This window comes from Tsukamurella sp. NPDC003166 (genome assembly GCF_040611135.1).
Classification (GTDB): Bacteria; Actinomycetota; Actinomycetes; order Mycobacteriales; family Mycobacteriaceae; genus Tsukamurella.
In genome coordinates this window covers 149,973-164,057 of the sequence record NZ_JBEXNL010000003.1, presented here as the reverse complement: position 1 = coordinate 164,057, position 14,085 = coordinate 149,973, and the positions used below count along the sequence as shown (strand labels likewise).

Below are 14,085 nucleotides of genomic sequence, written 5' to 3'. Positions count from 1 at the left end.
GCCCACGTCGCCCGGGACTCCCGTCACGGCACCGGGTTCGTCACCCGCGGCGGCACCGTCTGGCCGCCGTTCCCGTTACCCGTGCCGCCACCGGGGCGCGGGCGCGTGGTGGGCTGCTGCCCCGGGTAGGTCGGGTAACCGTTGCCCGGCTGCGTGGTCGTCGGATCCCACGGGAACGTGGGCATCGGGACGCCGGGCAGGCCCGGCACCGTGCGGCTCGCACTCGGATCGGCCGACGCCGACGCCGACGCGGTGCCGACGGAGCTGGTGCGCACCCGGGTCTCCACCGGCACGCCCGCCGAACCGCCGATGTAGCCCGGGGTCGGGAAGGATTCATAATCCGAGTCGGCGAGCGCGCCGTCCATCGTCTGCTTCCAGACGTCCGACGGGACGCCCGAACCGTAGATGATGCCGCCGTACGAATTGGTGATCGGGCCGCCCTTGTCGTTGCCGACCCAGACCGCCGTCGAGATCGACGGGGTGTAGCCGACCATCCAGGCGTCCTTGTTCTGCCCCGTGTCCTGGTACTGCGCGGTGCCGGTCTTGGCGGCCGAGGCGCGACCGCCGGCCAGCCCGTGGCCGTTGGAGTAGGAGGCGATGGGCTGGAGCGCCGCGGTCACGTTGTTCGCGACGTCCTTGCTGAAGCGGCGCTCGCCGGGATCGCTCTGGCGGTCGAGCAGCGTCCGGCCGTCGGCGGTCACGACCTTCGAGATGAGATGCGGCTTGCGGTAGACGCCCTCGGCGGCCAGGGTGGCGTACGCGGAGGCCATGTCGATCGGCCGGCTCTGGTACTGGCCCAGCACGACGCCGCCCTCGACGCCGCTGCCGTCCGACTGCTGCAGCGTCTTCTTGATATCGCCGAAGCTCTCGGCGACGCCGGCCTTGTGCGCCGCATCCGCGACCGCCTGGGCCTGGCCGTTGAGATCCATCATGAGCCGATAGAACACGGTGTTGAGCGACATCTTCATCGCCGTGGCCAGGTTGCAGCTGCCGCAGGACTCGCCGTCCGAGTTGGTGACCGTGACGCCCTGGGCCTTGAACGGCGACGAGGAGTAGACCTTCGACAGGCCGATGCCCTGCTCGAGCCCGGCGACCAGCGCGAACACCTTGAACGACGATCCGGTCTGCAGGCCGGCCTGCACGCGGTCGTAGCCGTTGCCGTCGTCGCCGCCGTAGTAGGCGAGGACGCCGCCCGTCTTCGGGTCGACGGAGACGATCGCGGTGCGCAGGTCCTTCGGCTGGTTCTCGGCCATGTTCTTGGCGGCCTTCACCGCCGCCGACTGCGCCTGCGGGTCGATCGTGGTGGTGATCTTCAGGCCCTGCGTGTTCAGCGTCGACTCGTCGATGCCCGCGTCCTTGAGCTCGCGCAGCACCTGCGTCTTGATCAGGCCGTTCGGACCGGCGGACAGGTCGTCACCGCTGCTCTTGCTCAGCGCCGTCACCTTCGGGAACTGCATCTTCGCCCGCTGCGTCGGATCGAGCGTCTTCATGTCGACCATGCCGTCGAGCACGTAGTTCCACCGCCCGGTGGCGTCGGCGAGGTGCGTGGTGGGCTCGTACAGCGACGGCCCGCGGACCACGCCCGCCAGGAGCGCCGCCTGCTCGGCCTTGAGGTCCTTCGCGTTGATGTTGAAGTAGGCCTTCGCCGCGGCCTGGATGCCGTACGCGCCGCGCCCGAAGTAGATCGTGTTCAGGTAGGCGGCCATGATGTCGTCCTTCGACCAGGAGTTGGACATCTTGGTCGAGATGATGAGCTCTTTCCACTTGCGCGTCAGCGAGGACTCGTCGCCGACCAGCGCGTTCTTCACGTACTGCTGCGTGATCGTGGAACCACCGCCCGCGTCCTGACCGTCGCCCGCGACGCCCGGTACGCGCAACCAGACGGCGCGCGCGAAGCCCTTGAGCGAGAAGCCCGGATTCGTCGCGAAGTCCCGGTCCTCCGCCGCCATGATGGCGTTCTTCATCACGTCCGGGATGTCCTGCGCGGGCAGGATCTCGCGGTTGCCGCCGGCCGGGACGATTCGCGCGAGCGGAGTGGTGCCGTCCTTCATCGTGACCGTCGCGACCTGCTCGGTCTGGATCTCACCGGGCTGTGGCACGTCGGTGCGCCAGTAGCCGATGAGGAACGCCAGCAGCGCCACCACGAGGATCAGCGCGACCGCGGCCACGCCGCCGGTCACGACGCGTCGGAAGAGTGATCCGCTCACGAGTGCTCGCAGGCCCTTCTTGTCGGAGTCGTCATGATCGCCGTCCTCGGGCTCGTCCGGCCCGTCCCCGTCGCCCCCACCGGGCCCGTCGTTCCCCGGACCGTCGCCCCCCGGGCCGTCACCGCCACCGTCGGCCGGCGGGGGCGGGACCGGGGCGGCCTTGCGGATCACGACCGGCTGCTCCGGCTGCTCCGGGCGCGGCTGCCCGCCGCGATCGGCCTCGGCGGCCAACTCGGATTCGTCGACCGAACGACCGGAGAGGGGCTGGTAGGCGGCGCGCGCGGTGCCCGCCGGCGGCACGGTCGCGCCCGACGGTGCCTGGCTCGCGCCGGGGCCCGACGGTGCCGGGGCCGCGTTCGCGCCCGGAGCCGGACGGCCGGGATTCGCCCCGGCGCCCTGCGCCTGGCCCTGGCCGCTGGGCTGCACCAGCGGGAACTGCGTGGTCGGCGCCGCCTGCGGCGGGACCGGCGGCTTCGGCGCGGGCCGCGGAGGGACCGCCCCTCCGGGTCGCGACGGCCCTCCGGCCGCCCCGTTCCGCTCGTCGTTGCCACCCGGGTTCGTCACCGCTGGTTCTCCGCTCGTCTCTTCGTTCTTCTCGTGCGCCCCCGCGCCACCCCCGTCGTGCCGACCGGCCGCCGGATCCCGTTAGCCGGGCGCCGCGCGACGTTTCCGCTTCGGCCGCGGGGGCAGCCCCGCGACGTACGACTGCACCAGATGATTCCAGTTGCACGACCTACAGACCTCCACGACATGCACGGAGAACTCCGCTGACGTGGATTCGAGGTCGCTGAGCTCCGCATCCGTCCGTGCCGAACCCGACGCCGGGCCGAGCGAATCACCGAACACCCACGACACGAGGGTCAGCTGCTCCTTGCGGCAGATCGGGCACAGCACCTCGGACGTGCGGCCGTGGAACTTGGCTGCGCGCAGCAGGTAGGTATCGGCATCGCACACGGACTTCACCGCGGTGCGCCCGGCATTGACCGACGCGAGCAGCGATCGCCGCTGCAGCGCGTAGTCCACCGTTTGCCTCTGCGTCCGCACGGATCCAATGTACGTGGCTCAGGTGCGCACTGCCGCGACAAGGGCATTCCGCCCACGCCGATCCTCCCCCGGTCCGAGCGCTCGCACCGGCCGCGAGGCCGCCTGCCGTTCATCGCACGTTCATCGCTGGGGTATCGTCGTATATATCGGCGCGATACAACTGCCGATCGATTGATGAGATAGATCCACTCGCGTCGGCCGCACGGGCTCGGCGCCGTGCCCGGAGAGGAGGCGGCAGTGCTCGAACTCGCAGTACTCGGTCTGCTGCACGAATCCCCCATGCACGGCTACGAGATCCGCAAGCGGCTGACGGAACTGCTGGGTCCGTTCCGCGCGTTCTCCTACGGTTCGCTGTACCCCGCCCTGCGCCGCGCGCAGGATGCCGGCTACATCGCCGAGGAGGACGGGCCGGGCCCGTCGAAGCGCCGAGCGCGCCGTGTCTACGGTCTGACCCCGGCGGGCAAGGAGCGGTTCTCCGCCCTGGTCGCCGACACCGGACCGCAGAATTTCACGGACGACGGGTTCGGCGTGCATCTCGCCTTCTTCACCGCCACTCCCGCCCAGGCCCGGCTGCGCATCCTCGAGGGTCGCCGCCGGCAGGTCGAGGAGCGACGGGAGGAGCTCCGTCGGGCCCTCGCGGCCGGGGGCTCGAGCGAGACGTACACGCGGCAGTTGCACGAGCTGGGACTGGAAACGTCGGAGCGTGAGGTGCGGTGGCTCAACGAGTTGATCGCCGCCGAATCCCGCTCCGACGACCGACTGACACCGACTGAAGGGAAGAACGGTGACTGACAACTCCACCAAGGTCCGCGTTGCGATCGTCGGCGTGGGCAACTGCGCCAGTTCGCTCGTGCAGGGCGTCCACTACTACAAGGACGTGGCCGACGACGCCACCGTCCCGGGCCTCATGCACGTGAAGTTCGGCCCGTACCACGTTCGCGACGTCGAGTTCGTCGCCGCGTTCGACGTGGACGGCAAGAAGGTCGGATTCGACCTCTCGGAGGCGATCAACGCCTCGGAGAACAACACCATCAAGATCGCCGACGTGCCGCCCACCGGCGTCACCGTGCAGCGCGGCCACACCCTCGACGGCCTGGGCAAGTACTACCGCCTGACCATCGAGGAGGCACCGGGCGAGGGCGTCGACGTGGTGCAGGCGCTCAAGGACAACGAGGTCGACGTGCTGGTCTCGTACCTGCCCGTGGGCTCCGAGGAGGCCGACAAGTTCTACGCGCAGTGCGCCATCGACGCGGGCGTGGCCTTCGTCAACGCGCTGCCCGTCTTCATCGCCTCCGACCCCGAGTGGGCCGCGAAGTTCCGCGACGCGGGCGTCCCGATCGTCGGCGACGACATCAAGTCGCAGGTCGGCGCGACCATCACGCACCGCGTGATGGCGAAGCTGTTCGAGGACCGGGGCGTCACGCTGGACCGTACGTACCAGCTGAACGTCGGCGGCAACATGGACTTCAAGAACATGCTCGAGCGCGACCGCCTCGAGTCGAAGAAGGTCTCCAAGACCCAGGCCGTCACCAGCAACCTCAACGGCCCGCTGGCCGGCAAGGTGCACGACAAGAACGTGCACATCGGCCCGTCGGACTACGTCGAGTGGCTCGACGACCGCAAGTGGGCGTACGTCCGCCTCGAGGGTCGCGCCTTCGGCGACGTGCCGCTGAACCTGGAGTACAAGCTCGAGGTCTGGGACTCGCCCAACTCGGCCGGCATCATCATCGACGCCGTGCGCGCCGCGAAGATCGCCAAGGACCGCGGCATCGGCGGCCCCGTGATCCCCGCCTCGGCGTACCTGATGAAGTCCCCGCCGGAGCAGATCGCCGACGACGTGGCGCGCAAGCAGCTCGAGGAGTTCATCATCGGCGCGGAGTAGTCCGCGCGATCGGCGGGTGCACAACCCGGACCGGAGGACCCGTCACCCGCGTGGGGTGGCGGGTCCTCCGTCGTTCACCGTCGGCGAAAAGTCCGGATCTTCAGATCACTGTAAGCCGCGCGACGTCCGGTCTCGGTACCGTCGACGGCATGAAGACCCTGCTCATCATCGTCGTGATCGTGGCGATCGCACTCGTCATCGCGAACGTCGTACGCAATCGCGGTGCCCGGACCACCGCCCTGTCGGACGCACAGGCCGACGCCCGGGCCGCCATCGACCGGCTCGCCGGGCAGGTGAACAACCTCGTCGGGTCGAACGACGCGGCACGTCAGGCCCTCGCGGATGCCGGCGAGCGGTACACCGCCGCCGGCGCCCAGGTCGGCGGCGCGAACACGCCCGCGCAGGCCCGGCTCGCCAAGCAGACCGCGCTCGAGGGCCTCTACTACGCGCGGGCCGCGCGGGTGGCCATGGACATGGATCCCGGCCCGCCGATCCCCGAGCTCGACGGTCAGCGCTCCGCCGGTTCGGTCTCCGAGGACCGTTCGGTGGACGTCGAGGGCCGCACGCTCGAGGCGTCCCCCGCACCGTCGGACCGCACCCCGAACTACTACCCCGGTGGCGTCGTCGCAGGTCGGCCCGTACCCGCGGGCTGGTACAGCGAGCCCTGGTGGAAGCCCGCCCTCGTGGCCGGCGCCTGGGGCGTGGGCAGCTACCTGCTGTTCAGTTCCATGTTCGCCGGAATGGCCGGGATCGGCCCGGCCGTCCTCGCCGATCCCGGGGTCGACGGTGCCGCCGACGCGGGGGACTTCGGCGCAGACGCGGGGGACGGCTGGGACTCCGGCGGCGATGTCGGCGGTGGCGATTTCGACGGCGGGGACTTCGGCGGCTTCGACTTCTAGTGATTCACGCTCGTTGGCTCAGCGCTGCGAAGCGGCCTCTAGCTGTTTGCCACCGACGTAGTTCACGGCAGCGCCGATGGCGAGGAAGATCACCCCTATCATGCCGGTGGACATCAGCGCTGCGAGGAGACTCGCGCCCGTCGCCACAGCTCCCGCTAGGTCCGCGGTTCCGGTAGGCCGTTTGTGGCGTATCACCGTGAGTGCAATGGAACAGACGCTGACTACCACCGCCACCGTTCCGATGAATCCGAACGCACCGGCGATCAGGCCCCAGTCGCCGTACGACGGGTCGTCCTTGCCGCGGAGAAATATCGCCAATGGGCAGAGTAGTAGTCCGATGACCTCTGCTGTGGTCCCTACTCCGACGAGTACGAGCCCGCGCTGTCGGAGTTGTATCGAAGTTTCCGTGGTTCCCGTCATGATCTCCCTACTTCCCCAGGTATGCCTTGAGCTGAGCCGCTTTGCGGTTCAGCATCTTCTGACTCTCGTCACTGACGGTGTCGATCTGCTTCGCCATCCGGGCAATTGCCTCGAGATTCCGCTCGAAGTCGCGCCTGATCGAGTCGTTCCACTGACTCGAGTTCAGTGCGCTCCGAACCTTGCGCACCGACCCGTCGATCGCGGCGCTCGCCGCTTTCAACTCACGCCCCATCGCGACAAGCGCGTCCGGGTCCGTATCGATTCTCGACATTTCACCAAATCCTTCGACTAGACAACCGGTCCAAGAAATCTCTGTGCTTTGTTGAACTCCGCATCCAACTGCTTGAGGGCGGCGCCGTATGCTTTGTCCTCCTGTTCAAGAAGGTCGAGGACGTTGAGAAACTGGCGGGCAGCCGCGTCAGACCACAACGACTCCGCGCGCAAGCGTGAGCGATAGCGCCCAGCGCGGTCCGACTCGTGTCGACCGATATCACCGGAGACTCGACTCACGATCCCGCTCCACTGACCCGCACCGGGACCTGCTCGGCGCCGAGGCGCTTGAGCAGCCACAATCGGTGCCTACCGTTTTGCAGGTCGAAACCCGCCGCGGGAGTATATCCGACTTTCATCGCCGAGATGTCCCCGAAGAATCCGTCGAGTGTTCGAGAGTACGTACGCTCCCCACTGAGCCCCTGTCGTAAATCCTTCTCCGACAGGGCCACACGAACCGAGTCCAAGTCCGCACCCGCGCCGATGAGGGCGGGCAGAACCACGTCCAGTAGGGCGTTCGCGGACCACTTCAGCGTGGGCAAATCCTGCCCCGAATCGAAATCCTGAGACCCCGCCACAGGGTCGGTATCCGCAATCGAGCCCACGGGAACGAGCGCGAAACCGGCAGGGAACGCCACAGGTACCACTACCCCGGGCGCATCGCGCCACGACAAGGGCCCACTGCTACCCGAACCGGAACCGACGTCCGAGCCGGCACTGATCGGTATCGCCGTGTTCGAGGACACCACTGATCCACCAAGTCCTCCGCCACTACCCAGGGTAGCGCCTGAAAGAAACGTCACCGACGGGGAGCTGCCCATCGACTTCTGATAGCCGACGGTCCGCTCGTCGGCTTCGCGCACCATTTTCTCCCCCCGCAGGAGCTCACGGTCGACGACGGTGTCGTGCTTGATCTGCGCATGCCGGAACACTTCCCGAGCACGCTCGATGATCTCGCGACCACGGCGCGCCTCATCGAGCTTGTCCTGCGCGAGCTTCATTCTGCGCCAATATCCACTGCAGTCGGCTTCGGGGTCTCGACAACAACTCTCGTACTCCACAGTCGCAACCTGCAGGAGCCGCCGCCGTTCGGAAACAACGTCGTCTGCGGCGGACACGGCTTTCGCCACCGATCCTGCAACCGCCGTCTTAAGGTCCGCGGTCTGTTCGCGGTATTCTTTAAGCCGCGGCCTCAGGAAGTCGAAGACCGCGGTTTCGACCCGCGCACCGCCGCTAGACACGTGCCCCGCTTCTGTTCAGTGACTGAAGCCAACCTGGCGGTGGTGGCGCGAAACGCCGAACCTTCGTGCTCCGTGACCGGTCGACATCCGCAATGATCGCTTGCCCCGACTTCAGAGAGGCACCGTCCGGGGTATCCGCAAGCTCGGAGGACTCATCGCGCCCCATCGGCCCGATCATGCGGAGTCCGCATTCGTTGATCTGATCTCCACCCATTCGCTTGCGCACTGCACCAGCGCTCTCGAACCACAGAATGGTGTGTACCCCCGCCTCAGGACCGTCCTGGAGGATTCGCCCCAGTACCCGCGTCGCCGAATCGTCGTCGTAGTTGCCTGGGTCGAAATCCCGGGCCCGCCCCATCCCCGCGATCACCAGCACGCGGGCTGGCTCGCGAAGGCAGTTCGTCTCGTGACGATCGTTCACCGTGTCGGCGAGTCCATTCAACAACGCGCGCATACCGCGCCGCCGCTCGACAGTGATACCCGGGAAGTACTCGAGCTCCTCGACAACAGGAGTCCAGTTTTCATCGTCGGCGGCGTAGTCCACTAGGTCGACCGCGACCCCGCGCAGTGCCAGACTCGCGAGCAACACCGCGAGCGTGCCCGCGCCCTGCTCGTCGATCATCAACAGGTTACTACCCGCGACCCGCTGGAAGTGCTCACGATGCGGGTCCGGGTCGAGCAACAGTGGAAGCCCCAACGGCAGACCGAGCTTCTTGATGCCCTCGTCGACCACCGCCAGCCTGCCCGGATCGAGACCTCCCACAGGTGCGGCCCGATGGCCCTCGAAGATCGCGGTCGGCTCGTCAAAGCCTTCCGCCATGGCTCGTTCGACCACTTGCGCCAACACGGCAGCCCGCAGTTCAGGCTCCCACAAGGCGGCTTGGAAGCGCTTGTTCAGGTCCCGACGGCCACTGTCGAGGTTGAGGATGCCCTCACCCGCCCGGCTCAACGTCTGCGCATCGGGGTTCTCCTCACCCAAGATGAGGCGCGAGTCGGCTTCGTTGCTCTGCAACGCAATCCGGGTGGGTATCAGACCGATCACATGCTTGCCCAGCGCCGCCATGCCAGCGAGGGACTGCGATGCCAGTACGACGTGGATCCCGAACGCACGCCCCTTACGAAGCAGGTCTTCGAGCACTAGGGCCGCGTCCTGCGCCAAGCGATCGTCTTGAGAGAACAGCTGTTGGAACTCGTCGATGATCACGACGTAGCGTGAAAGAACTCGACCAGTGCGCTCGCGATACTCGCTCACCTTGACCGCTCCCACGGCCTTGAACTTCTCTCCCCGAGTCTTGTACTCGTCCTGTGCTCTCTCCAGCACTGACAGCCCGAAGTCCCGCTCCGCCTCGATGGCGATCAGACGAGCCTGCGGAAGACCGACGTCCGCGTACTGCTTGAACTCAACGCCTTCCTTGAAGTCGATGAGGAACAGCTCCAGTTCGGAGGGCGAGTACTCGAGCGCCAGGCTCATGATCATCGCGTGGATCAGCACCGACTTACCCGAACCGGGCCTGCCACCGATCAGCGCTGCGTAGCTGTTCACTTCCGAATCGATCACGAGATCAGCGACCTGCCGCGCTCCGACACGACCGAAGTGCGCGGCGACTCGATCCGTACTTGTACCCCTCCACCAGGTCTCGGGACGGTAGATGTCGGGCGTACGATCCATACTTAGAACGCGCAGCGTTGCGGCCGCATTTCGCTCTTCCTGGGCTGCAAGCTCAAGGACCCGCTCGGGTGTCACCTTGACATCGTCTGCGGTCGCCAGACTGCGCTTCACCGAGTCGAGTAGTGCACTGGCCACGTCCGGTTTCGGTGCGCGCGCACCGTCGAACTTCCACGAGACCGCGCCCGAGCTGAGCTTCGCGACGGTGCCCCGCGTTGCCGGTGCGGACACCACACGTGGAAGGTCCAGGCCGCTCCACGACCTCATTTTGCTGAGGACTGAATCCGGCACGAGTTGCCCCGAGAAAAACCTCGGCAGCATGTCGAGGAATTGGCCGTGGACCCCCATGTTCGGCGCCACCAGGACGGTGAATACTCCGCACCGGGGCCCGTTCTGGATGACTCTGGCGAGCCGCGCCAATTGATCGACGTCCTCGTGTCCGGAACGGGAGAATCCCGCCGGAAAGTCGTACAGAATCAGCAGACGGTAGGCCTCGGCCACCTCGCCCGCGGCACGGTTGTACTCAGTGAGGCTGTGGTGCTCCCCCTGGAGAAACCGCTGGGTCACGAAGGTGATGTGCTCCTCGGTGTTCTGCAAAAGCTCTTCGAGCTGTCTCTCGCTGGTCGCTGGAAGGCCACCGAGAACCTTCTCAGTGGCATCGCCGAGCCCGTAGAGGAACTTGGCGGAGTCACCACTTCGTTTCTGGTCGAACACCCGGATCGCCAGCTGATTGGCCGGCAACGCGGCGAGCAGGTTCAGCACCGCCGTCTCAATACACAAGGGATCGCTGACGATCACGCCACCCGCAGAATCGAGATCAATCACTACCGGGATCTCAGCCGGCGCAAGCGCCGCCGTATGTGTGGTGGATTCGTAGTCGCTCACGCTCGACGAACTAAACGTCAAGCCTGCGGGACGAATCATGCCCAGATAGACGTTGAGCGGGCCCGCGCCTGGCACAACCGTTTCCGCGAAACCAGTGTCCGGTGGCCCGATCGGCGGTTTCGGAACCGCTCCCGCACGTCCCGTCCGCATCTGTGGTTGATGCCGAAGCGCCCGCTGACCGCCATCCTTCGCCATCTGGTGCCACGCGTCGACGCAGAGCTTCCGGCGCGTCGCATCATACGAGCTCAAGTGTCCCGACGTCAGCTCCCGCATCTCGGTCGCCAGCTGCTTTCGTCCCTTATCGGTCCACGGAACAGATGCCGTTAGCAATCGCGACGTGATCCGACCTGCTGCCTCGATCCACTGCCCGAACGGGACCGCGCCGGCATGCCCCGACATGTAGCGGCTGGTGCCCTCTCCGAAGCGATGGTCGTAGGCAGCGCACAGGTCGGACCGCGCAGACTCCAATGCCGAGACCGACGCTCCGATGTCCAGGTGTGCGGCGGCGTATTCGTCGACGATGGCCTTCGCCATCGTCGCCACGTCCGCTGCGTCCTGCTGCCACGTTTGGATCAGTCCGCGAAGCTCATTGCTCCCGAGCACAAGACTCGAAGTCAGCGGTTCGACACTGGGCCGACGTAGAGCCCCCGACGCTGCCGCCTGTGTCCTCACCGAATCCCCGGCCCCCTTGCGACCCGGACGATCGAAAGAGATGGGCACGGAACTCGCCCCTAAGGTATCGACCGGCGCGCTCTGCGAAAGCTGTGCCTCCGCCCGGCTCGGCCTGCCCTCTGGTCCGGGCCTCGTCATATCGATCCGCTGCCCCGTCTGCGCAGCCGAGGCCGTCGTTTCCGGCGCGTGCGTCGCAGTCGAGCCCTGACGTTTCGGGGGCCGTGTCATATCGATCCGCTGGCCCGGCAGCGAACTCGGCGCGACCGAATCCGGTCCCGGAGCCGCACCCGATCCATTGCGCTTAGGGGGCCGTGTCATATCGATCCGCTGGCCCGGCAGGGAACTCGGCGCGGCCGAATCCGGCGGGGGCGTCCCGCCCGATGGGCTGCGCTTCGGCGGCCTCGTCATGTCGATCGCCATCGCGCCCCGCCCTCCCGTTCCCACCCGTCCTTCAGGTGGCGGTTGGAGCATATTGCGCCGACCCATCTCGCACACCGTTCGTTCGGTCTTCCCCCAGGACAGATCGGCGAAATTCATCCGTTCGGATGACGGCTGGCCGCAGCACTGCTCCTGTTTGCCCTCAACTGCAGCTGGATGCTCCTGCTAGATGGCCGGGTTGTGCGCGCAGGGTCCCTCAGAGAGTGCCTTGGAGCTTTGGTGATGCTCCCCTACTACGCGCACTTCGTCGAGAACCCTCGCGTTCGACGCGCACCGCGGATGCCTCATCCTATTGTGAGCGCTCCGCCGGCTCTGTCCACGAGGACCGCTCCATGGATGTCGCCGGCCACACCGTCCGGGCATCCTCAGCCCACCGGATCGTCCCCCCGAGCTACTACCCGCCGCAGCATCGCGGCCGACGATACCCTCAACCCGGGGACATCGGTCACGGGGCGGGTGGGACCTCCGGTAGCGACTTCGGGGGCGGCGACTTTTGAGGCCCCGGTCCGCTTACCGGGTTCGTCGGCACCGGGGCCCGAGCCCGGCTCCCCGCTCCGTCCGCACGCTGAATCCGTCCACTGTGGGCGTCTCCCTATTGCGCTTGTACTTGCGGTAGGAGCCGTAGCCCTCCATCGACTTCGGGGAGACGGGATTGAACATCGGCGTCTGCTGTGAGGTCCTGTACGTCTCGGTCTCGCTGCGCGCCTCGGTCGCCACACCATCGCGACCGATCGCAAAGTGGAATTTCAACAATTCGGCGAAGCCAGCGGTACCCGCGCCGATCAGTTCGTCCGTCCCGACTCTGCTCCCTCGAAACGCACTCCCCCGCCGAGGAACTTTGTCGATTCCGCGGTCTGCACCGACAACGCCGCGAGCTCCTCGGCAGGGATCGAGGTCCGGATGTCGATCGTTGTTTCTCGCACTTGTGAGTTGGCCATGGCGACACCGCATTCCGTCGAGGTCGCCAATTCGATGCGGCGACCGGCTACGACAACGCTCACTGCGGGTGACGGTCCGCAGTATCCTCCGAACGCAGGACACCACAGCCGAATTCGAGAAGTTGCGGAAGGCGCCGGCGGCCCGGCCGCAGTCACTTCCTGCCGGGCGTGAAGTTGAGGCCCCAGTGGTACGCCTCGGCGACGGCGCGCTGCGAGCCGTGGATGTACTGCACCTCGCGCGTGACGCTGAGCTCGCCGTTCACCACGTGCAGCTGCGCGATCGCGCAGGAGATCGCACGCCGGTCCGGGTTATCCAGTCGCACTTCCACTTCGGGGCCACCCGGCGGGAAGAGCGTGACGACGCCATTGGCCGACGCCCAGTTCGGCGTGCCCTCGTAGATGTACGCGAAGATCAGGATCCGCACGAAGTCGTCGAGGTGCGCCAGGTTGATGTACAGGTTCTCGCCGCCCTGCGACTGACCCGACCGGTCGTCGCTGTCGAGCTGGATGTACGGCGCGCGGTCGAGGCTGCCGAAGGCATTGCCGAGCGCCTGCACGCCGCCCCGGTCCCCGTTGCGCAGCTCGTAGAAGCACGCGAGGTCCAGGTCGATGGCGTTGCCGCCGCCGAACAGCCCCTTCTTCCCCTGCGTCCAGTTCAGGTTGACCCGCATGTGGCCGGTGGGCCGCTCGGAGGACTTGGCCAGAGACACCGTCGGCGCGGACTTGGTGAGCGTGATCTTGGACAGGTTGACCGGCGGGCCCACCGGGGCCGGCGGCTGCTGGTAGGCGGGCTGAGCCGGTGGGTACGCCGGTTGCGCGGGCGGATACGACGGCGCCGCGGGCGGCGGCTGGTACGCCGGCGGCTGCTGGTAGGCGGGCTGAGCCGGTGGGTACGCCGGTTGCGCGGGCGGGTACGACGGTGCCGCGGGCGGGGGCTGGTAGGCCGGCTGCGCCGGGGGATACGCGGGTGCCGGCGGCGCGGCGGCGGGCGGCGGACCGTCGACGGTGACCCCGTGCTCGGTGAGCAGGGAGACCAGGCCCCGGTCCCACCCCGCGCTGACATTGCGCAGCTTCCACGCGCCGTTCCGGCGGTAGACCTCGGCGAGCACCGCGGCCCGCTCCGTCGTCAGGCCGCCCGCCGGGCAGTCGTCGGCGCCGACGCGCGCACTGAGGCCCGGCACGGACGCGAGCGACCCGGGGACCTTGTCGTCGAGAGCCACCGCGAATCGCACGGTGCTGATGGCGGGCGGGATCGCGGTGAGATCCAGCGTCAGCGCGTCCGGACCGGTCAGGCGCACGGCTCCCTCGGGCGAGGTCGGGCTGTTGAAGAACACCAGGTCGGCGTCGCTGCGGACTCGACCGTCGTCGCCTACCTGGATGGCGAACAGGTCCACCGACCCGGGCGCGACGCCGGCGATGGCGACCGCGAGAGTGGTCTGGGACAGGGCCGTGTTCTGGCCGCGTGCGAGTGATGTCACACATCGATTGTTGCAAGAATCCGGCGAATCGGCACGGAACGCAGG

Annotated in this window: 10 protein-coding genes; 3 read left to right on the top strand and 7 right to left on the bottom strand. The window is 67.4% G+C overall.

All coding sequences use genetic code 11. From position 1 onward, the window contains the following. Positions 1-23: 23 nt before the first annotated feature. Both ABZX10_RS04995 and ABZX10_RS04990 read right to left on the bottom strand, forming a co-directional pair. Positions 24-2,771 carry a transglycosylase domain-containing protein gene (locus tag ABZX10_RS04995; RefSeq protein ID WP_355535176.1) on the bottom strand — a complete coding sequence of 916 codons (2,748 nt, stop codon included), beginning with the start codon at positions 2,769-2,771 and terminating at the stop codon, positions 24-26. A gap of 81 nt (positions 2,772-2,852) precedes the next feature. Next, entirely contained in the window at positions 2,853-3,251 is a 399-nt protein-coding gene (locus tag ABZX10_RS04990) for a DUF5318 domain-containing protein (RefSeq protein WP_355535173.1), read from the bottom strand. A gap of 237 nt (positions 3,252-3,488) precedes the next feature. Between ABZX10_RS04990 and ABZX10_RS04985 the strand changes: the two genes are divergently transcribed. The 3 genes from ABZX10_RS04985 to ABZX10_RS04975 all read left to right on the top strand — a co-directional run bounded on the left by ABZX10_RS04985 (position 3,489) and on the right by ABZX10_RS04975 (position 6,032). Continuing rightward, positions 3,489-4,043: a PadR family transcriptional regulator gene (locus ABZX10_RS04985; protein WP_355535170.1), complete on the top strand. Its 555-nt coding sequence runs from the start codon at positions 3,489-3,491 to the stop codon at positions 4,041-4,043. Beyond that, positions 4,036-5,133, top strand: a complete 1,098-nt coding sequence (locus ABZX10_RS04980; protein WP_355535167.1) for an inositol-3-phosphate synthase — start codon at positions 4,036-4,038, stop codon at positions 5,131-5,133. Before ABZX10_RS04985 ends, ABZX10_RS04980 begins: the two co-directional genes overlap by 8 nt. Before the next feature lie 149 nt (positions 5,134-5,282). Beyond that, positions 5,283-6,032, top strand: coding sequence for a DUF1542 domain-containing protein (locus tag ABZX10_RS04975; protein ID WP_355535164.1), 750 nt, complete (start codon positions 5,283-5,285; stop codon positions 6,030-6,032). 18 nt (positions 6,033-6,050) lie between these two features. Here ABZX10_RS04975 and ABZX10_RS04970 read toward each other — a convergent pair whose 3' ends face one another. The 5 genes from ABZX10_RS04970 to ABZX10_RS04950 form a co-directional block, all read right to left on the bottom strand. Next, the gene (locus ABZX10_RS04970; RefSeq protein WP_355535161.1) at positions 6,051-6,452 is read right to left on the bottom strand and encodes a hypothetical protein; all 402 of its coding nucleotides are present in this window, start codon (positions 6,450-6,452) and stop codon (positions 6,051-6,053) included. A 7-nt stretch (positions 6,453-6,459) separates the two neighbouring features. Continuing rightward, positions 6,460-6,723 (bottom strand): hypothetical protein, encoded by a 264-nt coding sequence (locus ABZX10_RS04965; protein WP_355535158.1) that lies wholly within the window; start codon positions 6,721-6,723, stop codon positions 6,460-6,462. Between the two features lie 235 nt (positions 6,724-6,958). Further along, entirely contained in the window at positions 6,959-7,723 is a 765-nt protein-coding gene (locus tag ABZX10_RS04960) for a hypothetical protein (RefSeq protein WP_355535155.1), read from the bottom strand. Between the two features lie 232 nt (positions 7,724-7,955). Then, positions 7,956-11,048 (bottom strand): FtsK/SpoIIIE domain-containing protein, encoded by a 3,093-nt coding sequence (locus tag ABZX10_RS04955; RefSeq protein WP_355535152.1) that lies wholly within the window; start codon positions 11,046-11,048, stop codon positions 7,956-7,958. A 1,666-nt stretch (positions 11,049-12,714) separates the two neighbouring features. Beyond that, the gene (locus ABZX10_RS04950; protein ID WP_355535149.1) at positions 12,715-14,040 is read right to left on the bottom strand and encodes a TerD family protein; all 1,326 of its coding nucleotides are present in this window, start codon (positions 14,038-14,040) and stop codon (positions 12,715-12,717) included. Positions 14,041-14,085: the final 45 nt, after the last annotated feature.